A 26714-nucleotide genomic window follows, 5' to 3' on the forward strand; every position below is an offset into this window, starting at 1 on the left:
ACCATGGGGTTGCATGCAACCTCTCTACTACCATGAGGCATCGTCAGCGGTACAGCCACAGCAGTACCGGGCGTTTGCTGCCGCGCAGCAGGGAATCGAGCGTAGTCATATAGGCATTGGATACAGCAGGGCAGCCCCAGCCTTCGGGCGTGCCGTCGGGATACACTTCCTGGTCCGGGATGGCATCCCAGCCATGCAGCACGACCTGCCGGGCGAGCGCATTGCTGTTGGTGGGTTCCAGACCGTGCAGCAGGTAATTGACGTGGATTCCCCATTCGCCATAGCCCCGCTTACCCACTTTATATTTGCCCAGCGAAGAGCAATGGCTGTCGGGACGGTTGCTGAATACCGGCCGTTCCCGGCTCCGGTCTTTGCCCCAGGGACCGGCGCCGCAGCCATGACTTACCAGGCCGGCCACGACAAAGGTATCCTTACTAAAATCCCAAACGACCAAGCGTGCCTTACCGGAATGAATATTCATATCGGCCAGCAGGCAGATACGGGTATTCATGCCTTCCCGGGCACAAAAAGGCTTTGCCAGGCGGGCCTGCTGCCGGAAATGCTGCACATCGATGTGCCTGAAAGGCGTCTCAAGCCCGGTAGAATATGTCGACTCACCGGCTGCGCCGGCGCCGCAACCGATATAAAAGGGCAAAAACAGCAGTATCAGGCTATTGAAGATACGGGTAAACACAGGGGTCAAGAATAAAAAATGAAGTCTTCTTTTCCGAAGTTAGGTAATATCCGAATTGCAAAACCTATCTAAAAATGAGTGTAGATTCAAAACCTTACTGCATTTTTGCCGGACAATTTGCATCATAAAACAAAAAACATGAAGAAATCTATCTTTACCCTGATGGTACTTTCCATCGCTACGGGCGTGACACATGCCCAATTCAAGCTAAACACAAAATCCATAGGCGCCGCCGAAAAAGGTGTAAAAGCCGCCACTTTCAGTGATGCCGATGCCGCCAAACTGGCTAAGGAATCTGTTGACTGGATGGATAAGAATAACCCGGTAGCAGCAGACAACGATCCTTATACCGTACGCCTGAACAAGATCTTTGGCAAGCACAAGAACGAAGATGGTCTTACCCTCAATTACAAAGTGTACAAGGTTGTGGACATCAACGCCTTTGCCTGCGCCGACGGCAGCATCCGCGTTTTCTCTTCGCTGATGGATATGATGAGCGACGAAGAGCTGCTCGCGGTGATCGGCCACGAGATCGGCCATGTGAAGAACCACGATACCCGCGATGCGATCCGCGACGCCTATAAACGCGCTGCCGTTGCCGACGCCGCCGGCTCGCAATCAGGTGTGGTATCCAACCTGACCGACAGCCAGCTGGGCGCGATGGCTAACGCCATGCTGGAATCCAAGTACAGCCGCAAGCAGGAGTCACAAGCCGATGATTATGGCTATGATTTCATGAAAAAACACCAGTACAATGTAATGGCTATGGCCAGCGCTTTCAAAAAGCTGCAGTCCCTGAGCTCTGGCGCCAAGCAGAGCAATATGGAAAAAATGATGAGCTCTCACCCCGACAGTGGCGCCCGCGCCAAAGCAGTGGAAGAAAAAGCTAAGAAAGACGGACTGTACAAATAAGCGTGTCTGTCATTCCTTTTCAATACCAGGACTGCCTCTGCCAGGGCAGTCCTTTTTTGTCTTTATTATCCTTGAGCATACCGAACTTTTTCCACCGAAGGTAAAGGACAGCTATAAATGGTGCTTCGACGGGCTCAGCAGTCGTTATCAGGACGAATTTGACTCATGTTTCCTATATTGGAGTAGTCAATCTATTTTATTTGCGGCGTCGCTGCTTCGCCATAAGGGAAAACCGTTACGGTCACAACGGAGAAGAAACCTTTTTTCAGCAGAAGAGTTGATTTTGTTATGATCCCTCCATTGCGTTATTTTGCTACCTGAATTACCTATCCGGCAAAACAGACGCTTTACTTTGTACCTACAGCACTACATACAATGGCGGCAGCAACGGGTGCTGCGTGATGGTCATCTTCTTTACGAAACGGCGGAGCAGGACATCCACGCCATTGCCCTGGCACTATACCAGCAGTCCGGCATCGGCTATCCCAAATTTTTCAAGATGGATATCCTGAGCCGTGTGGCTTTCCTCGCAGCGGAATGGGCATTGCCTATTGCGCTAACGGTTGATCGCGACAAGACCGCTACCGTGCTTAGCAGCGCCTCGGGCTGCCTGGAGGTAGACCATAGGTTTGATGAAAGCCGGCAAACACTGGCCAGCCCCTCTTTGTTTGTCTACACCCTGCCCAATATCATGCTGGGCGAGATCGATATCCGCCATGGTTTTAAAGGCGAGCAGATGTGTACGATCTCTGAAAGCGCCGATCCCGCCTGGCTGGACTTTTATGTGAGCGATCTGTTGCAGCACAGGGGAACGGAAGCTTGTCTTTGCGGACATATCGAAGCGGCAGCAGATAAGCTTTCTGCTACCATGCTGTGGGTAAGCAAGGACCGGCCGGCAGATGGCAACGCCCTGCCCTTTCACCTTCCCGTGTTGGAACAAATTTTCAATTATGCCTAATCATGCTTATATAGCCGGCAGCGGCATCGTTACGAGTATTGGTCATACTGTAGCTGAGAACCTGGCTTCGCTAAAAGCAGGCCTCGCCGGCATAGGCCTCCCCGAACTGCTGCTGACGCAACATAGGTTGCCGGTAGGCGAAATAAAGCTAAGCAATGATGACCTTGGCCGCCGCACCGGCGCTGACACCCGGCTGCCGCGCACCGCACTCCTCAGCATTATGGCGGCACAAGAGGCTTGGCAGCCGCTGGCGGATAAGGCAGCAGGACTGCGCATCGCCTTCATTTCGGCCAATACTGTGGGCGGCATGGACCTTACCGAATCGTTTTACGCAGCTTTCAGAAAGGATAAACAGGCCGGCGATCTGGAGGCAGTGCGTCATCATGAATGTGGCGCGATCACTGAGCTTACGGTGCAGGCGCTGGGCCTGTCCTGCTGGAGCACCACCATCAGCACGGCCTGCTCCTCCTCGGCCAACAGCATTATGATGGGCGCTAAGCTTATTGAAAACGATCGTTATGATATTGTGATCGCAGGCGGCGCCGACAGCCTGTCCCGCTTTACCCTGAACGGCTTCAACTCGCTGATGATCCTGGATAAGGAATTGTGCCGTCCATTCGACGAGCATCGCCGGGGGCTCAACCTGGGCGAAGGCGCGGCCTACCTCGTGCTGGCAGGCGAGAAGGCTATGCAGCAGCTGGGCGTGCAGCCCCGGGCTATTGTTTCCGGCTATGCCAATGCCAATGATGCGCATCACCAAACAGCCTCGTCGCCCGAAGGCAAGGGCAACCAGCTGGCCATGAAGCAAGCGATCGCACAGGCCGGCATTGCCCCGGACCAGGTAAGCTATATTAACCTGCACGGTACCGGTACCGAGAACAACGACGCCTCCGAAGGCGCTGCTGTGCAGGCCGTGTTTGACCAGGTACCGCCTGCCAGCTCCACCAAGGCCTTCACGGGGCATACCCTTGGCGCGGCTGGAGCCGTTGAAGCGGTTTTCTCCCTGCTGAGCCTGCAGGAGCAGATATGCCTGCCGCACCTGCGCATGACCACACCCATCAGCAGCCTGCGCTGGCAACCGGTAACGGCCCTGCAGTCCCTGCTGGTAAAGCATGTGCTGTCCAATTCCTTTGGCTTCGGCGGCAATTGCTCTTCCCTGGTATTGTCGGCTGTTTAATCTTTAGCGATCTTATTTTTCCTTTATACTGCAACAAAAACCCTGAGCTCTTCGAGAGCAGCCTGGATGAAACAGCCAAAGCTCATTTGCTGGAAACCATACGCTGGACACGGTTCCTGGCCATTTGTCTCATCATCGTTATAATACTGTCGGGTGTTTATATTGCCCTTACGTCCTACACGCTTTTTGCCATGATGTTTCATCTCGCAGCGTCGCAGCGCCGCAGCGGGAAAATGATTTGCTGAAACAAATTACCTGAAAAAGCAAAAAGCCGGAACGTGTTGCAGTCCCGGCTTCTCTTTTATGGTTATTCTTTATGGCTACTGACCACCCATGCTTTGCTGACCATTACCGCCGCTCTTCAGGTCATTGTTGTCTACTTTCTTCTGCTGCATAAAATGCATTTTCCCGAAGTTGAGCTGGAAAGACAAGCGCACACCGCGGCCATAATAGGTGGAATGCATTTCGTAATCGGCATTCTGGTATTGGTACTTGGTGGTCATGTGCACTTCAGGCGTAAAGAAGTTCTCACCGGCCAGGTTGAGCGTTCCTTTGCCTTTAAGCACGGTCACCTGTAGGCCCAGGAAGTAGTAATACCAGGTGGTCTGGTAACCCTGCAGCTGGATCTGGTTGCCGTTGTACATAGCATATCCGGCAATGGAGAAGCGCTCCGAAAGCTTGAAGCTGGTGTACATGCTGGCGGTATACTGCCATCCTGAATTTTCAATATTCAGCGAGGGGCTCTTCAGCATTTTGTAATAGAGGCTGCCATTGAGATTGACCATCCAGCGGCCGAAGAAGGTTCCCGACCCAAAAAAATCAAGGCCTGCAGTATTGTTCTTCGCCACATTTTGGTAAGTCGTATGGCTTACGTTATCCGCATCTACGGCGGTCACGTTCTCGATCCCATTGCCGGTGTAGCGGTAAAATGAGGAGAAGTTGAGGCTGGTATTGCCGAAAAAAGTGCTGTAGCCCAACTCGATATTATGTGTCTTTTCCGGCACCAGCAGCGGGTTGCCCTGCGTCAGGTTGTACCGGTCGCTGTAATTGATATAAGGATTCACATAGTCGATGGACGGCCGTTCGATCCTCATATTGTAAGACAATTTCAGCTTGCTGTAATCGCTAAGGCCATAAGCAAAGCTAAGATTGGGCAGCAGGTTGTTGAATTGCGTTTTGAATGCGCTACCTGCTTCCTCTTGGTGGCCTTTGATATCGGTAAACTCATAACGTGCGCCCGCAATCATGCTCAGCTTTTTGCTGAGCGGCGTCGAGAATTGCGCATAAGCGGCGCCCACCTGCTGCACATAACCCAGCCGGTTGGTCCTGAGCGGATCTACCGCAAAATCGGTAGCATTAGGCGTCCAGAACTCCAGCTCGTAATCGCTTGAGATATTCCGGTTGATGTATTTGAGCCCCGTCTCGATCTTCTGCTTCGGATTCTTCAGCGGATGTACATAATCGGCCTGTATGGTAAACTCGTTGTTATGGTTCTTGTTCGTATTACGCTCTTTATAGTTGACAGCATCGTCCGTCATCCCCTTCCCTTCCAGTTCGTATTTTGAAGTAGTCGAATTAATGGAATATTGCGCGAGGATATCCAGCGTTCGTTTGGGATTGTTGCGGAACTTAAGCGAGTAGGCCGCATCGAATCCTATATTGTCGCGGGGTGACTCGGAATAGGTATTCCGGCGTGAATCGGCCGTATCGACGGGCGCAAAGTGGTTGAACAGGCGTGTGTTCTGTGTCCAGTTGCCGGGGTTATAATTGATGCCGGCCTGTATGGATTGCAGCGAGTCGATCTGGTAATCGGCATTAAGGCGGCTCCAGTAGAAATTGCCGCCACCGTTGAATATAGTCTTCTGGATCAGGGTTGCCTGGGAGTCGGTGCGGGGAAAATCGGTTCGCTCCGACATCATGTCGATCACCATTTCCCAGCGGCTGGCGCCTGCATTCAGGCCCAGGCCAAAATTCTTATTGCGGTAATTGAGGTTGAATCCGCCATGACCGGTCAACAGTTGCTGCGGCGCATTATAGCTAAGCGCGCCGAATACCGAACCGCTAAGCCCTTTCATTACATTCTTCTTCGTAATGATATTGATCACGCCTGCAGCGCCCTCGGCATCATAGCGCGCGCCGGGACTCGTAATGACCTCCACCGATTTGATATTGTCCGACGGGATCTGGCGCAAAGCATCCTTAACGCTCGAAGCAATGAGCGTCGAAGGCTTGCCATCGATCAATACCCTGATGTTGCGGCTGCCACGCAGCTGTACATTGCCTTCCAGGTCTACAGTTACCATAGGCACCTTGCGCAGCAGCTGATCGGCGGTAGTGCCTTTGTTGGTAATATCTTTGTCGGCATTATAAACCATACCATCGGGACGCTGCTCTACCAGCTGACGGTAATCGACGATCTGCACTTCCTTCAGGGCCGTATTGCCGGCATTCATATTGACAATGCCCAGCGCAAGGTCTTTTCCGGAAGGTTCCACAACGACGGTGCGTTCCAGTTTGGGATAACCGACATAATAAACGCTTAATGTGTATTCGCCCGGCTGTACATTCCGGAAAGCGAAGTAGCCCGCACTGTCTGAATTGATGCCATCGGAAGCCTGTTCACCTTTTTTGATCAGCATCACAGAACTGAATTCCAATACCTGGTTGGCAGCCGAATCTTTAATGGTCCCCGATACGGTAACCCCACCCTGTTGCTGCGTCGTAGCATTCCCGGTCGGGTTCCCAGTTTGAGCCATAGCGCCGGAGAGGTAGCAGGTCAGCGCTATGGCGAGTAATAGTCTCGTCATATTTAGGGTTTATTCCCGGCAAAGTTACCAATGTCCCGGCTATAGCCGCTACCGCCAAAAGGGGGAGAAGTATATTCTGAAAAGGCGTTTTGTCCCTAACATCAGCAGTACAAATGCCGTTGCCAGCCGGTATTCAGGGTAAACCCGCAGTATTCAAAATACAGATTTGCGTCTATTGCCGTACGGCGGTAACGGCACTACCTTAGCGCACAAAGAAGACACATGAAAAAGAAAAACACAGGCAACAGGCTATCCCTGATCAAAAAGAAAATCATTTCTCTTTCAGCTGGTGCAAATCAGGTGCACGGCGGTATACAGCAGGATACACTATTGGGTTGCCCCCAACCCACCGGCTCGCCCACCTCACCCCGGGAATGCCATAACACCCGGGACAAAAACTGTGTCGGCGCAAACACTGCCCGCTGTAATGCCACGACCGTGCCGCCGTTTACACAAGGGCAGTGCGGCATCGATGCCTGAACCCTGTTCCGGCAAATCCTTTATGTATCATTTCACCCTTTAAAATTGTTCTGATGAAAAAGAAAACTGGTTCCGGAAAAAATCTGTCGCTTACCAAGATCCACATTACGGCATTGGATAAGATCACCGGTAAAGGCGGCGTTACCGCCAGTAACAACGGCTGCGGAAGCGCCCGCACTATTGACGGCGCCTCAGGCGGATGCGGCTATTGCCAAAATTAGGAAACAGATCGCCCCATATAACGGCTATCGCGTAACGGCATACTGCTGTTACGCGATAGCCGTTTGTATCTTAAAGCTGCGTGGCCAACAGGTCATCCAGTGTTTCCCTGCGCCGGATGAGTTTATCCGTGTCGCCATCGACCAGCACCTCTGCGGGCCTTAGCCGGGAATTGTAATTTGAGGCCATCATAAAGCCGTAAGCGCCGGCATTGTGAAAGCACAACAGGTCGCCTTCCCGCACTTCCTTGAGCGGACGGTCCCAGGCAAACGTATCCGTCTCACAGATATAGCCCACAACAGTATACACCCTTTGCCGGCCGTGCGGATGCGAAAGGTTGGTGATGTGGTGGTAGGCATCGTACAGCGTGGGCCGCATCAGGTGGTTAAAGCCGGTATCCAGCCCGGCAAATACGGTAGCAGTGGTCTGCTTGATCACATTCACCTTTGCCAGGAAATAACCAGCTTCGCTTACCAGGAACTTGCCCGGCTCAAAGTGGATCTGGATCTCCCGCCCGTACTCCTTACAGAAACGCTGGTAGCGCTCCGTTAGCCTTTTTCCCAACAGGGCCACATCGGTGGTCACATCGTCGGGCTTATAACCCACCTTAAAGCCGCTGCCGAAATCGATATAAGCAATATCGGGAAAAGACAAGGCCAGGTCAAACAGCAGCTCCGCGCCGTTCAGGAACACATCGACATCCAGGATATCGCTGCCTGTATGCATATGGATGCCTTCCACCTTAATACCCAGGGAGCTTATCAACCTTTCTACATGCCGCATCTGGTGTATCGATATCCCGAATTTACTGTCGATATGACCAGTCGATATTTTATAATGACCGCCCGCCATAATGTGCGGGTTCACCCGGATGCACACAGGCACCGAAGCACCATATCTGTGTCCGAATTGCTCCAGGATGGAAATATTATCGATGTTCAGCTTTACACCTAAAGCAACACATTCCTCGATCTCGGCAAAAGATACGCAATTGGGCGTGTAGAGGATATCTTCGGGCGGATAGCCGGCCAGCAGGCCTATGCGCACCTCTTCCAGCGATACGGCATCAAGTCCCGCGCCCAGCTCCCGGAACAGCTGCAATACATGGATATTGCTCAATGCCTTCATGGCATAATGGATCTTTACCTGGCATTCCTTAAAGGCATCTTCGAGCTTGCGGTACTGCCGGCGCATGGTCTGCGCATCGTAAACATAAAGGGGGGCGCCATATTCGGCGGCCAGGCGAATCAGCTCCTGCTGGGCAATCGATGTGCTCATGGTCGTTTTTCTCGTTAGTATTAAGACATAAAAAAAGCTTACCGGTTCCGGTAAGCTGTATCATTATTGTTTCGTTCAGGACAATAAGATCTCCGCTCACCCATACAGGTAAGGTTTCTTGGTCTTTATTGTCTTTATGCTTGTTATCAGGGACATGTTGTTGTCGGTGGACGCAAAGATAAATATAAATCTGAATTCCGCTCTTCTTTAATCGATCAGGCTTTTGCGTTTGCCTGCCGGCGGCCTGGCATATCCTTTCTTATTGTGCGGCAGGTTGTCGTTCCGTTTCCTGATCGCCAGGCTATCCGATCGTGTGTAATGGCTGAATTCCTGCTCCCGGATCAGGTTGTCCACCTGGTATTCCTCTTCCCGGGTCAGCTGACCGGTAAGGGCGTCATAATAGCGCCATACGCCATGCTTGGTATAGCCCAGCTCTGTAGGCACCATCACCAGGGAGTCCTCCAGGGTTTCGGGGCTCGTTACCCAAATGGAGTCATATTTGCCATCGGCATAGAGACCGCGGTAATTGCCTACGCATACAAGCCGGCCTTGTTCGTAGTACTGGGAAGTGCCGTTGAGCTGGCCACGCAGGTAATTCTCGGTGGAAAGAAGCCGCTGATCCTCATCCAGCTTGGTCCATACGCCGGCTTTCTTGTCGTCGATGTAGCTTCCGTATTCGTAGTAATGTGGCTCCCCCATGTGGGCCGCATATTCGTAGAACCAAAGTCCCTGCTTGTGGTTGCGGATATCGGTCCGGTTCAGGTTATCCTTTTTGGCTATCGCCGGCTGATGTTCCGGCTTATTTTCCTTTTTGCTCTGGGCAAAAACGACAACATCGCCCGAAAGCGCTATTATCACCATCACTATTAAAAACCCGGTCTTTCGTTTCAATTACTTTCCTCCGTTTTTTATGCGTCCAAAGCGGGCGTCGCAGGCTTATACTGCGAACGAAGTGCCGCAACCGCAAGAGCTGCTGGCATTGGGATTATTAAATACAAAACCACGGGCGTTAAGGCCAGCAGCAAAGTCGATCTCCATACCCAACAGGTAAATGCCGTGCGCTTTTTTCATCACGACAGGAATACCCGCTACCTCGCTCACAATATCGTCTTCCTCCCGGTGGTCAAAACCCAATACATAACTAAGGCCGGAACAACCGCCGCCTTTCACCCCTACACGCAGCATCATGCCCTCCGCCTCGGGTTGGGCCTGCAGCTGCCTCAGTTCTCTCAGGGCGCCTTCCGTAAAGGAAACCGGTGCCGTCTCTGTTGTCGTCATCTTTCCAGATTTTATTTTATTGATCGTTATGCTTTGCCAACGGCCTTTTGCTCCCCTTCGCCTTCTTCTTTTTCACCCCCTTCCTTTCCATCGGCCGGCTCGATGATGAACTGCGGGAACATCATTTGCGGCCCCTGCTGCTGCTTGTCCTTCTCTTCCAGGAAAGCGCTGTAGCTTCCAAACTGGCTCATGAGCTGGTAGCCTTCATTGGTGAGCGAAAGCTTGCCCGCATTACCAAAGCCGATAATGGAATGTACCAGCCCGGTATTGATCATGATATCCCATATCCGTCCTGCATCTTTCTCCGATATCCGGATCTGGTTAGGTATCAGGATATCGTCCTGTAGAGAACGGGTTACCTTATCTCCTTCATTATACAGGGAGCTCAACGCAGTATCGATGATGTAGACATCCTGCTGTTTACGATCCTTCATCGAAGGCAGGGGCACCCTATTCTTAAAGCGCTCAACGATCTTCTTTTTCCGTTGGCGTTGCTCGTTATCTTCTATTTTCTTAAAAGCCATAAATAGCGTGACGTGATTTTTGGGACAGGGATGAAACCTGCCGGTTATATTTTAGCCAGTATAGTCTGACCGCCTTTTACGGCCTCGCCTATCTTCACCTCGATCTTGGTGCCTACGGGAAAAAAGACATCGACCCTTGATCCGAAACGGATAAACCCGAACTCAGCATTCTGCTGAATCGTCTCTCCTCCCTTTACGTAATATTTAATACGACGGGCCATAGCTCCGGCGATCTGGCGCATAAGTAAAGTTACATGATTATTGCTTACCACCACTGTAGTACGTTCATTCTCTGTGGATGATTTGGGATGCCAGGCGACCAGGTACTTTCCGGGATGATATTTTACATAATCCACTTTACCGGTGATGGGGCTGCGGTTGACATGCACATTGAGCGGCGACATAAAAATGGATACCTGCAGCCGCTTATCCTTGAAATACTCGCCTTCCTGGGTTTCTTCGATCACAACCACCTTTCCGTCGGCAGGCGCGACAACCACATTTTCCCCTTCGGTGAATTTACGTACAGGGATGCGGAAGAACCAAAGTACCCAAAACCAGAGCAGAAAAAAGACTATCTGTATCGGCCAATACAATACCGGTATAGAATAAAGGAAATGAAAATTGAGCCAGGAAATTCCAATCCAGAGGATGGTGGCAATGAGGATGTGGATATAGCCTTCGCGATGAATGTACATGTGCCGTGTTTAGATGTTAGACTTTAGATATTAGATGTTAGACTTTAGATGTTAGACTTTAGATGTTAGATATTAGACTTTAGATATTAGATTCAGGATTATCGGAATCAGAATTTCTTGATTTTTATCTTTTGATTCCTGTTTCTTGATCCTTGGTTCCTGTTTCCTGGTTCTTAATTCTTGGTTCCTGATTCCCACAAAGATACGCCGTCTTTAATTGATCATAAACAGCACAGCGTAGCAAAAAGCAAAGGGTAGCGTTACCAGCAACGAATCGAAACGATCGAGTGCACCGCCGTGTCCCGGCATAATATTGCCGGAATCCTTGATACCCGCCAGCCGTTTGAGTTTGGACTCGAGCAGGTCACCTGCTGTGCCCGCTACAGCCGCGCACAAGGCCAGCACCATCCAATCGGTCATATCGTATTGTTTGAAGGGCGCATAATAGCCCCATACTGCTGCACCGGCAATGGTAAGCAGGGCGCCGCCAGCCGTTCCTTCCCAGGTCTTTTTGGGTGAAATAGGGCTGAAAGGTGTTTTCCCGATAAAAGAACCTACTATATAAGCCATGGTATCGTTCATCCAGATCATGAGGATAAGCGCCAGGGGTATTACCCAGTTGATCCCTCTCAAGGTCACCAGGAACGCCATAGGCAAGGCAATATACAGGAGGCCGGTAATGGCGGCAAAGCCTGCTACTAGCGCAGTCTTCTTATCCAATATCGTACAGAGCAGGATCAGTATGGGGCACAACATCAATATAAAGGCGTAGCCGGGTGTAGTTATCAGCATGGGTACACTCAGCACCACCAGCACGCCCGCCACCTGGGTAAACCACATGAGCCAGCCCGGGAAATGCTGGTCGGGGAATATTTTGCCTACAAGACCAAAGAACTCACGGATACAGAGGAACTGGATGAGCAGGGCCAGTATAAAGATCGCCATCGGATGCGAATACAGCAGGCCCAGCATCATAATGATGGCAAATATAATGGCAGAACCCAGTCGGGTGAAGAATACAGGCCAGTTCATTCCGGTAGGATACGGTTTCTAGGATTAAATGATAAAGGATCAGGCATCTTTTTCGGGCAGCCAGCTACCCTTATTACTGCCGGGCGCTACGTTCCAGCCCGCTGGTAAGGGAGTCCGTTTGCGGTACAGCACAAACACACAGCCGGCAATGAGCACAGCGCCGATAACGAAGGCAATGACCGTGGGACCAGCGCCTTCCAGCGATTTTTCCATACCAGGAGTAGCGTAAATACCGATCAGCGCCTGTATCCCGTTGAACAGCAGGTGCAGCAAGATGCTCATCCACAGGCTGCCGGTAATATAGTACACCCAGCCCAGCACAACCCCTGCGATGAAGATGGGCAGAAACTCGGATATGCTGGCATGAAACAACGTGAACAATATAGACGATACGCCAATGGATAGCCACCAGCGCCGGAATATGGACTGGGCAAATTTGAATATGACTCCTCTGAAGAACAGCTCCTCGCAGATGGCTGGCACCAGGGCAATCAAGGCTACGTTGCGCAACACCGACCAGACACTGCCTGAGCTCAGATAAGCATTAATAAAGCCCTCCCGCTGGCGGTCCAGCTCTTGCGAAGCCTTACCCAGGTCCAACTGCGCCATCCATTCGGCAAGGGCACCTGTAAAGCACAACAGGCCCAGGGCCAGTACCAGCATGCCGGCAATACGGATCTTACGGACAGGATTGACGAGACCCAGGTAGCTGCGTGGCGAGGGATCGGCCAGGTAAGCATAGATGAGCGCGGGTACCAGGAAAGAAAAAACCTGGAAAAGTGTATTCGAAACAAAGATCAGGTTGGGATACCGGTAAATATCCTGCTCCAGGAAATGATCCATTTGATCGGCGCCGATACCGGTGACGGCTTTAATATACAGCGGTTGTATAAACAGACCCAGCAGCATGAGCGCGCACCAGAAAGACAGGAAAACGAGCAATTGTACCGATACAGGCTGAATTCTCAGATAACTTTTGAACATATTCGGAATGGGAAGCTGCCATAAGCGGGCCGCTACAATATAAAGGCAGCAAAAATACGGCTTTTTACGGAAGCAACAGGCTCATTGCCCGGCCAGCGAAAAAGCATCGGGCGACGATACCACCGAAGTCTGTTACAGATGGGCGCAAAACGCCCCGATGCTTTATAACTCCTTTTTAAAGCGCTGGTTAAACATAAATTATTGCTAAAGCGTCTTTGGGGCGCGGCGCAATAGCTTAATTTTAGCGATCACAATCAAAACCACGCTTGCCCTGCAAGCCAACCTCATTTGTTGTACCTTATGAATAGAAAATTTGTACTGCTATTCCTTTTTGTTGCTTCCCTGACCGTGTTGGCTGCTCCCGACGCTTTTGCCCAAAAGAAAAAGAAAAAGAAGGATAAGAAAAAGGAGAAGATCGAAAAGCTGGAACCCTGGGAAATAGATACCCTTATTGCGCCCATTCCTATCAACCGGCAAATGTTTACCGGCAATATCGAGAAGCAGGTAAAGAAAGCCGATCTGAAGGACGGTGAAGCAGATGGCGTCATCGAGCTGGAGGATACTGCCGTGTCCCATATGGTAACCCAGGCCCTGCTCAAAGACGCGCCCCTGATCATGATCCATATCGAAAACCTGCCCAATACCACACCGCAGAAAAAGATACAATACCACCGCTCACTGGAGAACCTGATGCGCCGGCTCAATAGCCGGCCGCTTACGCCCGACAATGCCACTTATATCAAACGTTCCGTAGCCAATTTTGAAGAGCTGGTGCTGGCCCGTGAGCAGAATCGCGTCATGGACTTCGTAAAGCAGAATGACAATATCTACACCCTCGACAACAGCGAACTGCTGAATGAATACCCCGAAGCCAAGGCCTATGTGTTTGAAGCAGTAGGTAAGGCCAAGCCCGAGATCATGATCAAGAGGCTACCGGAGTTTGCCAAAGAGTCTTATGCCGATCCCGTGATCGCCGCAGCGGCTAAGATAGTTCCCGGCACCATTCTCACCTACGCCACCTCTACCAGCGCGCTGAGCGCTGCCGTGCGGCGCAACAAGGATCCTCTGGTGCAGACCATAGTACAGATCGGCACCGAATCCCGCACGCCGCTAAAGGCCCTGCCCTTCCTTACAGAGATATACAATAAGAAAAGGACCATCCGCGAGGTCGATGCCATTACTGCCAACCCCAAGGCTTACTACAAGGCCCTGGTAGGCCTTAAGATAGAAGGCAACAATATATCGGAAAAAGCAGTGGACCAGGAGCTCAACCTTCGCGGCCTGGAGCTGGTACGCGAAGTGAACCGCCTGCACGACTCCCCCGCCCCGGTACGCTTTAAGTCGCTTATGGATTTTGATGCCGAGGATCTTTATTTTATGATGATCGGCAGCCAGGATGAGATCTATACCAGCAGCTTTACCTGGATGTTTGACCGTATGCTGGAAAAAATGAAGCCGATGAGTGGCGACCAGCTATTGGATAAGGTACACAAGAGCCACTTCCGCACCTTTATCCGTATGGCCGCCGGCTACAATGAGCTGTCTCCGTTCCTGTCTTCCATGGAAGAGGATAAGAAAAGTGCGCTGATGAAGGAGTTCGTGGCCAACCTGGAACAAGGCGCCGAAGATGACCTGGAAGATGCGGTGGATGTGGCCGACGCTTTCGGCAGCATCACCGATCCCAAGCTGATCGACTTCCTGAAAAGCGAGATCAAGAGCAATTACGAAAGGACCTATAATACCAACAATAAAGAAAGCGAAAAAGGTGTGATCGTTTACGGGTTGCTGAGCACGATCTTCAACAGCGCCGATAACTCGAGTGAGCTGAGCGGACAACTGAGCGTGATCCCACCCATTACCTATGTGCCCTACGAATCGCTGAAGAATGCTAAAGGAGAAGTGATTGTCCAGGCATTCTTCTATGGCGACGAGGACGGCCGTTCCTCTTTTGCCAGCTTCAAATCCAATTTTCCCGCCGCCAAATGGAAGGTAACCAGTAATAAGGACTGGGTAACCTTCTCTTCGCTGGGCGACCATCCGGTGATCGTTTATGCCAATCTGCCACTGGAAGAACCCAAGGACGAGGAAGCCCAGCGGGCCTTGCAGAAATATCTTTCCGAAAAGGAGATCGTTCCCAGCATGGTGATCCATCGCGGGCACAGCTATCACCTGGGCGGATCGCTCGAAAACCTCACACCTGATGTAAAGGTAGTAATGCTGGGTTCCTGTGGCGGTTACCACAACCTGGCACAGGTGCTCGATAAAGCGCCCGATGCCAATATCATTTCATCCAAGCAGGTAGGTTCCAAGAGCGTGAACGAGCCCATTATCCGAACCATGTTTGCGCAATTGCTGCAAGGGCAGGATATCGACTGGATCAATTCCTGGTCGGAGCTGACCAAATATTTCAACGGGCGTGGCGCGCAGGAAAGGGACCTCTTCAGCGACTACGTGCCACCCAACAAGAACCTGGGCGCGATCTTTATTAAGGCTTACCGCAAAATGGCCCTGAAGAACAATACAGAAAGCTGATCCCGGTTCTTCATATGATTGTAACGCTGCCCGTGAGTTGCCCGACTTCCGGGCAGCCTTTTATTATAGAAACGGCCCTTTTGCGATGCAGCCAGGAAAGACCGACTGGCCAAAAGTTAATACCTTTATACCGGATTTACATTTTGGCCTGAAATTTGCCGTCATTGGTTTAAACGCAAGATCTTTTTTGCCCTTGCACGCTACTATTTGTTCTCCTTACCGCATTTGTATATGAAACGCACTACCCCTATTGTTCTCGCTTCCGGCCTTTTGCTGTTGCTGGGCGCCGATGCCCTGGCCCAACAAAAAGGCAAAACCAACATCGCTGCACCCGCCCCCTGGCAGATCGACACGCTTATTCATCCTATTCCTACCAACAGGGCCATGTTTACCGATAAGGTATTGCAGCAGGTAAAGAAAGCTGACCTGCGCGACGGGGAATCGGACCATAAGATCGAGCTGGAAGATGCCACCGTATCGGGTATGCTCAGCCAGGCGCTGCTGGTGAAGGCGCCGCGGATCATGATCCATATCGAGAACATGGACATCCCCCACCAGACCAAGATCCAGTACCACAAGGCGCTGGCCAATATGCTGCGGCGTCTCAATGCCCGCAGCTCCGGTCCCGACGATGCTACCTATATCAAGCGGTCGGTAGATAACTTCGAAGAATTAATGCTGGCACGCGAACAGAACCGACTGGCCGACTATGTAAAAGCCAACGACAATATCTATACCCTCGACAACAGTGAGCTGCTCGATGACCATCCCGAGCTGAAAAGCCTGGTCTTCGCCTCGGTAGGTAAGGCAAAACCGGAAATGATGATCCGCCGGCTGCCCGACTTTGCCAAGGAAAGTTATGCTGATCCTGTGATCGCCGCTGCCGCACAAGTAATGCCCGGCACCATACTTACCTATGCCAGCTCGACCAGCGTACTGAGCGCCGCCGTGCGCCGCAACCAGGATCCTTTTGTCAAAGTGATCGTTGCCATTGCCGACAAGGCTAAAAATCCGCAAAAGGTATTGCCCTTCGTTGCCCAGATCTATGCCGGCAAAACGACCATTGCCGAGATCGACGGCATTGCCAACGATCCCAAGGCTTATTTCCAGGCCCTGGTCAACCTGAGGATGCAGGGACAATCGGTAGCCGACAAGGCCATTGACGAAGAGATCAATTTCCGCGGGCTGCAGTTTGTACGCGTGGTCAACGAGCTGCACGACTCGCCTGCCCCTGTACGCTTCAAATCCCTGATGGACTTCAATGCCGAAGACCTTTATTTTATGATGATCGGCAGCCAGGACGAGATCTATACCAGCAGCTTCACCTGGATGTTTGACCGGATGATGGAAAAAATGAAGCCGGTGAGCGGCGACGCGTTCCTGGCCAAGGTGCAGAAAAGCCATTTCCGTACCTTCCTCCGCATGGCCGCCGGCTACAATAAGCTTTCGCCTTTCCTGGCCTCCATGGAAGAGAACGCCAAGAATGAGCTGATGAAAGAATTTGTGGCCAACCTGGAACAGGGACCTATGGACGACCTGGAAGATGCTGTGGATGTGGCCGACGCCTTTGGCAGTATCAACGATCCCAAGCTCATTGCCTTTCTGAAAGAGGAGATCAGGACCAATTATGAGAAAAAGGCGAATGAAAAAGGCGTTATCGTTTATGCCCTGCTTTATACCATCTTCAATAGTGCGGAAAATGCAGAACAGCTGAATGCCAAAGTGAGCGACTTGCTTCCCCCTATCACTTATGTACCTTATGCCTCGCTCAAAGATGAGCAGGGCGACATTGTGCAGCAAGTCTTTTTCTACGGCGACAAAGACGGCATGGGCGCCTATAAAGGCTACCTGAACCTGTTCCGCAGCGCCAAATGGAAGATCGAGCAAAACCAATATTGGGCTGCCATCACTTCGACAGGGGCCAACCCCATAAAAATATTCGTGAACGTTCCCCTGCCGGAAGAAGCGGAAGAGAATGATGTCTTTGCCCAAACCAAGTTACAGCAGTACCTCGACGACAACGGCATCCATCCTTCGATCGTGATCCACCGCGGACACAGCTATTACCTGCCCACAACACTGGAGCACCTGCAGTCTTCGGTAAAAATCGTAATACTGGGCTCCTGCGGCGGCTACCACAACCTGAGCAAGGTGCTGAACAGTTCGCCCGATGCGCATATCATTTCCTCTAAGCAAGTGGGCGCCTATGCCGTAAACGTACCGATCATCAGCGCGCTCAACGATGTGCTGGTCGCCGGTAAAGACGTGAACTGGATCAGCATGTGGCAGAATCTTTCCAAATACTTTGCCGGCCGGGGCGCCGGGATCAACGACCTGTTCAGCGATTATGTACCACCCAACAAGAACCTCGGCGCTATCTTTATTAAAGCCTACCGTAAGCAGGCAATGCTGATGGGCAAACAGGATTAAGTGAAGAAAGAATAGCTCGCCGGATACCTGGAATACCGGCGGAAAGCCATTTTTAATAAGCATAACCCAAGATACCAATCGTAACCTATGGCAAAAGCAAAAGCAGCCTACCGGCTGGATAAGATCAGCACACGGGCCCCGAAAGGCCTTGATAAAGACGCGACCAAGGGCAAAACCCTGGCACTCCTCCAGGAGCTCGATGAGCTGCAAAACCTGCTCTACGCCGAAAGCAGGCACTCCCTGCTGGTGGTCGTACAAGGTATGGACGCCTCCGGTAAGGACGGTCTTGTGCGGGATGTGTTCAGCAGCATGAACCCGCAGGGTGTACGTGTGGCCTCTTTTAAGGTGCCCACGGCCGAGGAGGCTTCGCACGATTTCCTCTGGCGTATTCACCGGCAAACACCGGAAAAAGGTATGATCCAGCTTTTCAACCGCTCACACTACGAAGATGTACTGGTGACCCGTGTACATGGCTGGTGCGACGACAAGACCGCAGCAAAACGCATGCGTGCGATCAACGATTTTGAGCGCCTGCTCGAAGAAAACAATACCCATATCCTTAAGGTATACCTGCACGTATCCCACGAGGAGCAGCGCGCACGGCTGGAAGAGCGGCTGTCTATTCCGCGGAAAATGTGGAAATACAATAAGAGCGACCTGATCGAGTCCAATAACTGGGATCGATACCGCAAATACTACGAGGAAGTGTTCAGCGCCTGCAACGAAGTACCCTGGCACATTATCCCTGCCGACCAGAACTGGTACAAATCGCACCTGGTGGCTCAATTGCTTAAGGACACTTTAAGCGGGCTGAAGATGAAATATCCGGGACTGAAGAAATAAACATGATATCTTTTTTACTCCTATCAAACGGCTATGCTCCCCGGAAGCATAACCGTTTGCTCATGGTGGTCTGCCGGCTACCCTGCCCTTACCGGACAAGCAGCTTAAAGCGCCCGGCTCCCTCAGGACCCTCAAGGCGCAGCAGGTACATACCCGAAGCCAGCTGCGGAACCGCAATCCACTCATTCCCTTTAAGCTCCCGTCGCAATACAACGCTGCCCTGCCCGGTAACCAGCATCAGGCGATAAGCCGTGGCCGGGTTCAGACCGGAGAACCCAAACGCTTGTTCTTCCCGGATCAGTCGCACACCTTCCAAATTGTTTCTCAGGGAAATACCAGTGGTATTTGAAGTTTGTCCTGCCTTGATCGGTTGGTTCAACGTTTCATTACAAGCCCAGTCTTTTACGGTACAGGTAAGGGCGCTACCATTTGTCACCGTCAACCGTATCCATCCATAACGAGCGCCGCCGGCCGCCGGGATACGGAAGCCGAGGTATTTATCGTTGGCATCCGAAAGCCAATTACCCGTACCGTCCTGGCTCAGCGGCTTCAGCGCATTTTCGTACCAGCAGCTTAAGGCGCTGCTGATGTCGGCGCCGCTGTTGAGCTTATCCGGCAAGCCGCCGGCGCCGCAAAGCACCTCAATACCAGGATGTCCCAGCACGCCTATGCCAGGCATATCGCTCCAAAGCAATTGCAGGCTACCGGCGATGGCGCCGTGAAAGGTAAAGGAAGATACCATGCCTGCTGTTGCGCCAAGTGTGGTGTCGGGTGTAATGTCGTAGTACCGGATCTGAGCGCCGGCACTCAATGGGAACAGGGCCGCCAGGGCCGCGATGGAAAATAGCTGTCTGATCATTGCTTTAAAGGTTTGTGTTAAGGATCGCGCACGGGACGGCATCATTTGCGATGACGGCCGCATGCATTACCAGGATTTGTCCGGGGAAGACCCTTCCTTTTGCAAAGAAGCACACAACAGGTAATGCGCAAAAATAAAGCGCTGCGCTGTCAATACGTTTACCGGGAAGCCGGTATTTTACTTTTTGAGCAATAAAACACGAAACAGAAAGGGGCGTACACATCCGGCAAGACGTGCCCCTATTACCGCAGCACCGTTACCGTTCCTCTTGTGCGGGCAGGACCATCGCCGGGATTCAGATAGGCGGCATCAATCACATAAAAGTAATCGCCCTGCTCCACCGGCTGCCCGTTAAAGGTGCCGTCCCAGGTCTTGTCCAGGCTAAGGCTTGTGAACAGCCGCTGCCCGTAACGATTGAATACTTGCAAGTTGATCGTCCGGAAGGGGCATCCGGCTTTGACCACGAAACGGTCGTTCCTGCCATCACCATTGGGTGTAAAGGCATTGGGTACGAACAGGCAATATTTGCAATCGATATAGCCGATATGGATCTTGTCGGCAGCAGTGCCACAGTGGTTGGTAGCCCGAAGCTCGTAATCACCCGGCCGGGTAACCACCATATAATTGGTCGTATCGCCCTCGCTCCAGCGATAAGTCGCATCGGCCTGCAGCGGTGTTTCGATCCGCAGCGGCATACCGGTACACAATGTGGTATCGGCGGGTAGCTGCACTTCGGGCCTTGGCCTGATGTCGATGGTATAAGCCGTGGTCTGCGTCGCCATCAGAGGGCAGCCATCGTCGCTGTAGGTGAGATTGATGAGGTACCGGCCGGGCCGGGCCTGTGCCGCCGCCCAGCGGAAATGTGCCTTCGGCGTGGGTGTACCTTCGCCCTCGACGGTAAGACTGGCTTCCTCCGGCAGCACGCCATGGGTGATCGTGATATTATCCAGGTTGCTATCGCTTCCCTTAATATCGATCTTCAGCTCCTTATCCCAGCCTTCGCATTGACTGAAAACGAGTGCGCCGCTATCATCGCGGCTCGTGTCCAGTTCTTCAACATCGCCGATTATGCCTTGCGGTGCGTCGTTGTTACAATTATCTATCGTGACAAAGGTGACCGCTTTTTGCGTGCTGCCCATTTTCACACCTTTACGGTACTCGTTGACCTGGTACACCACCAGATTATTGCTTACCTGGTTGGGCAAGAAGCGGATCTCTCCGTTCCGGCTGTTAAGCTTGAAGCTGCCCGGTGCGGCCGCCAGGGGTGTATCTGGTGTATAAGGCGAAATGTAACGCAGATTATAAGCTTCCTGCGGCGACTGTATGGTTGGGGAGCTGAACATCTTGCCGGATATCAATTTGAATTCCAGCTGGTCGTTATCGGGATCCCGGGCGCCGGGACTATATAGGGCAGGCTTATTCTCGCAGAAGAAAGGAGCATAACCATCGTCGTAGTCAACAGAATTATTGGGGCCCATCGTATTATTCAGGGTAGCATCCAGGTATAGGGGGAATAGTTTTTCCGGATCGGGGGCAAGCGGGGAAGGCATGGCATCTATATTCTGGATAAAGGCGCCGGCCACGCCGGCATAGGTAAGCGGATCCGGCGATTGGGTAATGCCCGAGGTAAAGGCAATATGCCAATTGTCGTTCTTGCCCTTGATGGTCACATTACCGCTATATGTAATTTGGCGCACACCCGGATAAACCTCTAATGGCCCGCTGCAGGTGGTGTGATCTGCTTCATCGGGACAAATGGGCGTAATATTGAGCTCGCTCCGGCTCGAGTCGTAAGGCAGGAAAGCCATGTCCAGGGACGACTGCATACCTTTATATATCTTGATTTTTGCACGACGGCCGATCATGTAGAATATTTTATTAGGCGTACCGCAATAAGCATAAAGCTTCACGGTGACCTCATAAGTCTCTTCCTCACCCCTGGCACCCACAAAACGATAGCTGATCGCGCCGCCCAAAATATGCTCCGCCTTTGCCGGCAAGCCGGCCAGCAGCAACAATACAATAATACACCACTGCTTCATTCTTGAATCAATATTATCCTATACAGACAATAACACAACAAGGCGAATACTATACTACCGGCGGAAAAGTTGAGATATACGCAACAATTACAGGTTTTCCTTTAGTCACAGACCGTCATTATTTTACCTGAAGATAGACAGTAGCCATCCGCGACTACCGCAGCACCGTTACCGTCCCTCTTGTGCGGGCAGGACCATCGCCGGGATTCAGATAGGCGGCATCAATCACATAAAAGTAATCGCCCTGCTCCACCGGCTGCCCGTTAAAGGTGCCGTCCCAGGTCTTGTCCAGGCTAAGGCTCGTGAACAGCCGCTGTCCGTAACGATTGAACACCTGCAGGTTGATCGTCCGGAAAGGGCAGGCCGCTTTGACCACGAAACGGTCGTTCCTGCCATCACCATTGGGCGTAAAGGCGTTGGGTACGAACAGGCAATATTTGCAATCGATGTAGTCTATATGGATCTTGTCGGCAGCAGTGCCGCAGTGGTTGGTAGCCCGAAGCTCGTAGTCGCCCGGCCGGGTAACCACCATATAATTGGTCGTATCGCCCTCGCTCCAGCGATAAGTCGCATCGGACTGAAGCGGCGTTTCGATCCGCAGCGGCATACCGGTACACAATGTGGTATCGGCGGGCAGCTGCACTTCGGGCCTCGGCCTGATGTCGATGGTATAAGCCGTGGTCTGCGTCGCCATAAGAGGGCAGCCATCGTCGCTGTAGGTGAGGTTAATGAGGTAACGGCCGGGCCGGGCCTGCGCCGCCGCCCAGCGGAAATGTGCCTTCGGTGTGGGCGTTCCTTCGTCTTCGACGGTAAGGCTGGCTCCCTCCGGCAGCGCGCCATGGGTGATCGTGATATTATCCAGGTTGCTATCGCTTCCCTTAATATCGATCTTCAGCTCCTTGTCCCAGCCCTCGCATTGACTGAAGATGAGTGTTCTGTTGTCGTCGCGGCTCGTGTCCAGTTCTTCGACATCGCCTGTTATGCCTTGCGGTGCGTCGTTGTTACAATTATCTATCGTGACAAACGTGACCGCCTTTTGCGTACTGCCCATTTTCACACCCTTGCGGTACTCATTGACCTGGTACACCAATATGTTGTTGCTCACCTGGTTGGGCAGAAAGCGGATTTCCCCGGTGCCGCCGTTGAGCTTGAAGCTGCCCGGTGCGGCCGCCAGGGGTTGTTCGGGTGTAAAAGGCGAAATGTAGCGCATATCATAAGCCTCCCGTGGCGATTGTATTGCCGGGGACCCCAGCTTTCTGCAGGGTATCAATTTGAATTCCAGCCGGTCATTATCGGGATCCCGGGCGCCGGGACTATACAGCGCGGGCTTGTTGATGCAGAAAAAAGGAGCATAGCCATCGTCGTAGTCAACAGAATTATTGGGTCCCATCGTATTGTTCAGGGTAGCGTCGAGGTAGAGGGGAAATGGCTTTTCCTGATCTTCGGGAAAAGGCGGAAGCACGGCATCTAAGTTCTTGATAACGCCGGCAGCCAAACCGGCGCGGGTTAGCGGATCAGGCGTTTGCGTGATATCCGAATTAAAGGCAAAATGCCAGCTCGGGTCCTTTCCCTTAATCGTAACATTACCGCTATAGGCAAATTGAAGTACACCAGGATAAACGCCCATAGGATCGGCGCAGGTATTCTGATCCATTTCATCGGGACACACGGGCGAAATATTGATCCGGCTATGGCCGGCATCGTAGTCCAGGAACACCATATTCAGAGACGACTGGCTGCCCTTATAGATCTTGATCTTTGCACGCTGATTGATGATATCACCGCTTCTGTTGGGTGCGCCACAGTAGGCATAAAGCCGCAGCGTTACCTGGTAGGTCTCCTCCTCACCCCTGGCCTCGACAAAATGATAGCTGATAGCGACGCCGAAAATATGCGATGCCTTAGCCGGCAAACCGGCCGCTATCAGCAGCAGCAAAAATATTATCTTCACAAGCCGTATCTAATTAGTAAAAATATTATTTTTTTTACTTAAATAAAATGAACCTAAAACAAGACACAACAAATGAGGTGTCGTACCAGTTTTCTATTTCATGACAGCGAAAGTTTTCGACAGCACAAACAAGAGGTTCAACGCGACGGCAGGAACGCCAGCTCGGCATATACGGGCAGATGGTCGGAGATTTTACGGGCAATGGTCATATTCCACTGATAAGTACTTGGAAAGGAAACAATGCCGGCTTTTACTAATGCAAACATCGCAGTAGAATAAAATATATTATCATATTCCGAGGCCAGGCAATTGCCGTTGCGGCACGCCTGCTTTAAAGTGGTGGGCTGACCACTAAGCGCAGGCAGAAAATGTTGCTTCCGGAGCGGGTTGAAAACGGTATGGGATTGCGGGCAGTTAAAATCGCCCAGAAATACAGGCATTGGCAGCCGCAGGGAGTCGGGAAAGTATTTCAGGTATTTGATCTCCCGTTCGGGCTGCTTCTTTTTGGGCAACGCATGAAAGTTAACCAGGCTAAATACCTTCCCTTCTGCGCGGAAAATAGCAATAAATGGCTCCCGGCTCATCTCCGTAGCAAAAGTAGCCGCCAGGAATGGCCGTCCCATGCAAGCGACCCGGGCAGACTTCCAGATAAAGGCATACCGCTCCGATTCGCCCGGCTGCAGCGCGGTGGTCGGCTGACTGATGCGGTAATCCCATTGCTGCCCGGTCTGGTTGAGGAAAGCAACGAGCCGGGAAAGCGCATTGGCGCCGTCGCCGGTATTGATCTCCTGCAGGGCCACCAGGTCGAAATCTTTCAAATAGCCCGCCATAAGCCGTAATGTACTATCAGACTTATGCCTTCCCAGGTGCTGCAGGTTCCAGCTGGCAATCCTGATCGCGGCATTTGCCGGTAACAGGCCCCACAATAGGAGCAAGAGGACCCCAAAATATATTTTTACCTCAAAAAACCTTCTTATAAACAACACAAAAATTTCAAAATCAAATAATTAATCAACAATAAACTCGGCATGAAGCTTTTCTTCATCCAATTCCTTTTCCCAGCGGGCTACCACACAGCTAGCCAGGCAATTGCCCATAACATTAACTGAAGTACGGGCCATATCCATGAGCTCGTCGATACCGAAAATGGCCATAATGGGCCATAAAGGTAAATGAAAGGTGGCTGCAGCGCCAATGAGGATCACCAGCGAAGCCCGGGGCACCCCTGCTACACCCTTGCTGGTCAACATGAGCGTAAGCCCGATGAGCAGCTGCGAACCTATACTAAGCTCTATACCTGCCGCCTGGGCTACAAATATAGATGCAAGGGAAAGATAAAGTGTAGTGCCATCAAGATTAAAAGTGTATCCGGTCGGTATCACAAAAGAAACGATCTTCCGGGGCACGCCTATCTTTTCCATATTCTCCATGGCCTTGGGCAGGGCGCTCTCGGAACTGGTGGTGGCAAAGGCGATCGATACGGGCTCCTTGACCGCACGGTAGAAGGTACGGACCGGGATGCGACAGATCAGCAATACGGAGCCGAAGACCAGGACAACAAAAATAGCCAAAGCACAATAGAGCGTAAGCAGGAGCTTGGCGAGGGCAAAAAGGATATCGGTACCCAACTCGGCGGTCGCATGCGCTATAGCTGCTCCCACGCCAAAGGGGGCAAAATACATAATGATATTTGTGAATTTGAACATGGTTTCGGCCAGGCTTTCGGCAAAGGCCAGCATGGGCTTTTTACGCTCTTCCGGGATCATTGCCAGGGCGATACCAAATAATATACTGAAAATTACTATGGGTAATACTTGTCCCTCCGCTACGGCTTTTGCTATATTCTCCGGGAAAATGTCCAGGATATGATCTTTCCAGCTCTTGCCCGGTGCGTCGGGTAGCCGGTTGATCAGGCCCGGAGGGACACTCACATCGGCACTGTCCAGGATGGCAATCACCTTCTCCTGCATTTGTCTTTCCGACGACCTGGGCAGTTCGTGAATAATGCTGTGCGGAATATCGATATGCTTCCCCGCCTGCGATATATTGATCGCCAGCAAACCGATCACGAGCGCCAATGTCGTTACGATCTCAAAATACAATAGCGACTTCCAGCCCATCCGCCCCAATTGCTTCAGGTTGGCATGGCCCGCAATTCCGACCACCAGGGTAGCGAATAAAATAGGTCCTATTACTGTCTTAATTAATTTCAAAAAAATCTTACTTAATACCTGGAGGTCAAGGGCAAACTCTCTGAAAGTAAATCCCACCAGCACCCCGATCATCATAGCAACCAGGATCCAGGTAGTGAGCGATTTCCGGTAAATGGCATAGCCCGATACGGCAACGGCAAAAAGCCACCAGGAACCTTTAACTAATGCCAAATTGACATCAATCCATTTATTAAGATACAACAGGGAAAAAACGGCTGCTATACTCAGCGTTAGAATGGAAATTAAAGTAAATATTTTTTTCATTCAAAAATAGTATAAATCGATTAGGTGCCTACCATGGCAAGACTGTAAAAATATAAAAAATAAGCACATTTTAGCCTAAATTTTGACACTTTTCATTACACATAATTATAGATATTAATGTAATTACAGTTTTTTCAAATTGATGACTCTTTAATAGATATTTTAGTACTGGTAACCGATATAATAAATTTTATTTGAGTTTTTTAATTGAAAATTTCCGTTCAAAAATTTGTCATTGTGCCACAATGTCAGCATTCCATGTAATAATATTTGATAATAATCTGGTTATTAATTATTTAATAGATATTTTCTAAACTAAAAAATAGAAACAATAATCACAAACTACTTTTGGAAATGTATTTTTATTTTTGAACTTATAGTATAATATTAAATACAATTTTATGGCAGGTGTTTTTCGTGCGAAAAAATGAGGCGTGAATAGCAGTTCTACCCTACCCTGGTTTCTGGTTATGTTTTCCTATAGATAGTATTACAATTTTACATTTTAATAAATTATACTCTTAAATAACGGAAATCAA

22 protein-coding genes are annotated in these 26714 nt (G+C 51.1%); 8 read left to right on the forward strand and 14 right to left on the reverse strand.

What is annotated here, in order from left to right; all coding sequences use genetic code 11:
* Positions 1–43: 43 nt before the first annotated feature.
* Positions 44–694, reverse strand: a complete 651-nt coding sequence (locus DZK30_RS16845) for a murein L,D-transpeptidase catalytic domain-containing protein (RefSeq protein WP_205529477.1) — start codon at positions 692–694, stop codon at positions 44–46.
* Positions 695–832: 138 nt separating this feature from the next.
* Between DZK30_RS16845 and DZK30_RS16850 the strand changes: the two genes are divergently transcribed.
* From DZK30_RS16850 to DZK30_RS16860, 3 genes are all read left to right on the forward strand, one after another.
* Complete coding sequence (locus DZK30_RS16850; RefSeq protein ID WP_118975342.1) at positions 833–1606, forward strand: M48 family metallopeptidase; 774 nt, start codon at positions 833–835, stop codon at positions 1604–1606.
* Positions 1607–1958: 352 nt separating this feature from the next.
* Positions 1959–2564, forward strand: coding sequence for a beta-ketoacyl-[acyl-carrier-protein] synthase family protein (locus DZK30_RS16855; RefSeq protein WP_162903169.1), 606 nt, complete (start codon positions 1959–1961; stop codon positions 2562–2564).
* Positions 2557–3741: a beta-ketoacyl-[acyl-carrier-protein] synthase family protein gene (locus tag DZK30_RS16860; RefSeq protein ID WP_118975344.1), complete on the forward strand. Its 1185-nt coding sequence runs from the start codon at positions 2557–2559 to the stop codon at positions 3739–3741. Before DZK30_RS16855 ends, DZK30_RS16860 begins: the two co-directional genes overlap by 8 nt.
* Positions 3742–4061: 320 nt before the next feature.
* On the opposite strand, the gene DZK30_RS16870 is transcribed toward DZK30_RS16860, so the two are convergent.
* Positions 4062–6548: a TonB-dependent receptor gene (locus tag DZK30_RS16870; RefSeq protein WP_118975346.1), complete on the reverse strand. Its 2487-nt coding sequence runs from the start codon at positions 6546–6548 to the stop codon at positions 4062–4064.
* A gap of 222 nt (positions 6549–6770) precedes the next feature.
* Here DZK30_RS16870 and DZK30_RS16875 point away from each other — a divergent pair, with 222 nt between their 5' ends.
* Entirely contained in the window at positions 6771–7028 is a 258-nt protein-coding gene (locus DZK30_RS16875; protein WP_118975347.1) for a hypothetical protein, read from the forward strand.
* 53 nt (positions 7029–7081) lie between these two features.
* Entirely contained in the window at positions 7082–7249 is a 168-nt protein-coding gene (locus DZK30_RS25915) for a hypothetical protein (RefSeq protein WP_162903170.1), read from the forward strand.
* 70 nt (positions 7250–7319) lie between these two features.
* Here DZK30_RS25915 and lysA read toward each other — a convergent pair whose 3' ends face one another.
* The 7 genes from lysA to DZK30_RS16910 all read right to left on the reverse strand — a co-directional run bounded on the left by lysA (position 7320) and on the right by DZK30_RS16910 (position 13041).
* Entirely contained in the window at positions 7320–8525 is a 1206-nt protein-coding gene (gene lysA, locus DZK30_RS16880; RefSeq protein ID WP_118975348.1) for a diaminopimelate decarboxylase, read from the reverse strand.
* Positions 8526–8732: 207 nt separating this feature from the next.
* Positions 8733–9416, reverse strand: coding sequence for a toxin-antitoxin system YwqK family antitoxin (locus tag DZK30_RS16885; protein ID WP_162903171.1), 684 nt, complete (start codon positions 9414–9416; stop codon positions 8733–8735).
* A gap of 45 nt (positions 9417–9461) precedes the next feature.
* Complete coding sequence (locus DZK30_RS16890) at positions 9462–9803, reverse strand: HesB/IscA family protein (RefSeq protein WP_118975350.1); 342 nt, start codon at positions 9801–9803, stop codon at positions 9462–9464.
* Positions 9804–9829: 26 nt separating this feature from the next.
* Complete coding sequence (locus tag DZK30_RS16895; RefSeq protein ID WP_118975351.1) at positions 9830–10327, reverse strand: hypothetical protein; 498 nt, start codon at positions 10325–10327, stop codon at positions 9830–9832.
* A gap of 44 nt (positions 10328–10371) precedes the next feature.
* Complete coding sequence (locus tag DZK30_RS16900; protein WP_118975352.1) at positions 10372–11025, reverse strand: phosphatidylserine decarboxylase family protein; 654 nt, start codon at positions 11023–11025, stop codon at positions 10372–10374.
* Between the two features lie 213 nt (positions 11026–11238).
* On the reverse strand, positions 11239–12057 hold the full coding sequence (locus DZK30_RS16905; RefSeq protein ID WP_118975353.1) for a phosphatidate cytidylyltransferase: 819 nt from the start codon (positions 12055–12057) through the stop codon (positions 11239–11241).
* Between the two features lie 39 nt (positions 12058–12096).
* The gene (locus DZK30_RS16910) at positions 12097–13041 is read right to left on the reverse strand and encodes a type II CAAX endopeptidase family protein (RefSeq protein WP_118975354.1); all 945 of its coding nucleotides are present in this window, start codon (positions 13039–13041) and stop codon (positions 12097–12099) included.
* A gap of 300 nt (positions 13042–13341) precedes the next feature.
* Here DZK30_RS16910 and DZK30_RS16915 point away from each other — a divergent pair, with 300 nt between their 5' ends.
* The 3 genes from DZK30_RS16915 to DZK30_RS16925 all read left to right on the forward strand — a co-directional run bounded on the left by DZK30_RS16915 (position 13342) and on the right by DZK30_RS16925 (position 18846).
* The gene (locus DZK30_RS16915) at positions 13342–15573 is read left to right on the forward strand and encodes a hypothetical protein (protein ID WP_118975355.1); all 2232 of its coding nucleotides are present in this window, start codon (positions 13342–13344) and stop codon (positions 15571–15573) included.
* 231 nt (positions 15574–15804) lie between these two features.
* Positions 15805–18003, forward strand: a complete 2199-nt coding sequence (locus DZK30_RS16920) for a hypothetical protein (protein WP_118975356.1) — start codon at positions 15805–15807, stop codon at positions 18001–18003.
* Between the two features lie 87 nt (positions 18004–18090).
* A complete protein-coding gene (locus tag DZK30_RS16925; protein ID WP_118975357.1) occupies positions 18091–18846 on the forward strand; it encodes a PPK2 family polyphosphate kinase in 756 nt (251 codons plus the stop codon).
* Between the two features lie 88 nt (positions 18847–18934).
* Here DZK30_RS16925 and DZK30_RS16930 read toward each other — a convergent pair whose 3' ends face one another.
* The 5 genes from DZK30_RS16930 to DZK30_RS16950 form a co-directional block, all read right to left on the reverse strand.
* Positions 18935–19705, reverse strand: a complete 771-nt coding sequence (locus DZK30_RS16930; RefSeq protein ID WP_118975358.1) for a T9SS type A sorting domain-containing protein — start codon at positions 19703–19705, stop codon at positions 18935–18937.
* Between the two features lie 242 nt (positions 19706–19947).
* Positions 19948–21747: a gliding motility-associated C-terminal domain-containing protein gene (locus tag DZK30_RS16935; RefSeq protein WP_118975359.1), complete on the reverse strand. Its 1800-nt coding sequence runs from the start codon at positions 21745–21747 to the stop codon at positions 19948–19950.
* 154 nt (positions 21748–21901) lie between these two features.
* Positions 21902–23698 (reverse strand): gliding motility-associated C-terminal domain-containing protein, encoded by a 1797-nt coding sequence (locus DZK30_RS16940; protein ID WP_162903172.1) that lies wholly within the window; start codon positions 23696–23698, stop codon positions 21902–21904.
* 137 nt (positions 23699–23835) lie between these two features.
* On the reverse strand, positions 23836–24633 hold the full coding sequence (locus DZK30_RS16945) for an endonuclease/exonuclease/phosphatase family protein (protein ID WP_162903173.1): 798 nt from the start codon (positions 24631–24633) through the stop codon (positions 23836–23838).
* Positions 24634–24705: 72 nt separating this feature from the next.
* Positions 24706–26175, reverse strand: coding sequence for a dicarboxylate/amino acid:cation symporter (locus DZK30_RS16950; protein WP_118975362.1), 1470 nt, complete (start codon positions 26173–26175; stop codon positions 24706–24708).
* Positions 26176–26714 lie beyond the last annotated feature (539 nt).

Source organism: Taibaiella koreensis (assembly GCF_003545715.1).
Classification (GTDB): domain Bacteria; phylum Bacteroidota; class Bacteroidia; order Chitinophagales; family Chitinophagaceae; genus Taibaiella; species Taibaiella koreensis.